This is a genomic window from Paeniroseomonas aquatica, from assembly GCF_030409335.1.
In the GTDB taxonomy this organism is placed as follows: domain Bacteria; phylum Pseudomonadota; class Alphaproteobacteria; order Acetobacterales; family Acetobacteraceae; genus Belnapia; species Belnapia aquatica.
The window spans coordinates 1-1,035 of record NZ_JAUFPN010000249.1; the positions used below are offsets into that span (position 1 = coordinate 1).

A 1,035-nucleotide genomic window follows, 5' to 3' on the forward strand; every position below is an offset into this window, starting at 1 on the left:
CGACTACGGCTCCGGCGGCCATGGCGACATGCTTGGGCTGATCCGCGAGCATCAGGGCCTGCCCTTCACCGGGGCCTTGGACTACGCCCGCAGCTACCTCGGCATGCCGCAGCCGGATCACGCCCGGCCAATGTCCCGCGAGGAACGGTCCTCCATTGCGGAGCAGCTACAGGCCAGGAAGCGTGAACGCGCCGCAATCGAGGCGGCAGAGCAGCAGCGCATCGAGGCCGGCTATGCGCGAGTTGCCCGCAACGCACAGCGGCTCTGGGACAGCCACGCCGGTAGCCCGGCACCGGCCGGGCATCCCTACCTCACCAGCAAGGGGATTGATCCTGAGGGCCTCCGGGTCACCCGCGGCGGCACCCTTCTGGTGCCCGTCCACGACGCTGACGGCACCCTGCAGACCCTGCAACGCATCTGGCCTGATGGCGGCAAGCGGGGACTGTTCGCCGGTCGGATGCGGGGTGGCCGGCACACCCTGGGCGAGATCGACCCGAGCAATCCGGTCCTGTTCTGCGAAGGGCTTGCCACCGGCAAAAGCCTGCATCGCAGTACCGGCTTGCCCGTCGTCGTCTGCTTTTCGAGCGGCAATCTGCGCGAGGTGATGCGCGCCTGGCGGGCACAGCACCCCGAGCAACTGATGATCACCGCCGGGGACAACGACCACCACAAGCCACGCCTGGATCCGCCAAAGACCAATGTCGGGGCGGCGACGGCGGAGCGCATGCGCGAGGAGATCGGCGCCGTGCCAGCTCTCCCGCCCTTTACCGCGTCGCAGCCCGGCACGGATTGGAACGACTTCGAGCAGTCCTTCGGCTCGGCGGCTGTCCGCCAGCAGATCGACGGTGTCATCACCGCCGCAGCTGCGGCAAGGGAGAAGCAGAGCATGGACGGAGATACGACGCTGGCGCCTGCGCCGGTCGCGGCAGCTACGGCGACCGTGGTGGACCCTCGGCGAGTCCTGGTCGAGGCAACCGCCTTGGAGGGTGTGGCGGCGCTTGGCCTCGACCCGCGTGCCGCGGTCACGGCTGCTCA

1 protein-coding gene is annotated in these 1,035 nt (G+C 69.2%); it reads left to right on the forward strand.

Annotation, left to right across the window (positions count from 1 at the left end):
- A partial coding sequence (locus tag QWZ14_RS29125) for a toprim domain-containing protein (RefSeq protein ID WP_290320570.1) occupies window positions 1–1,035 on the forward strand: 1,035 nt, incomplete at both ends.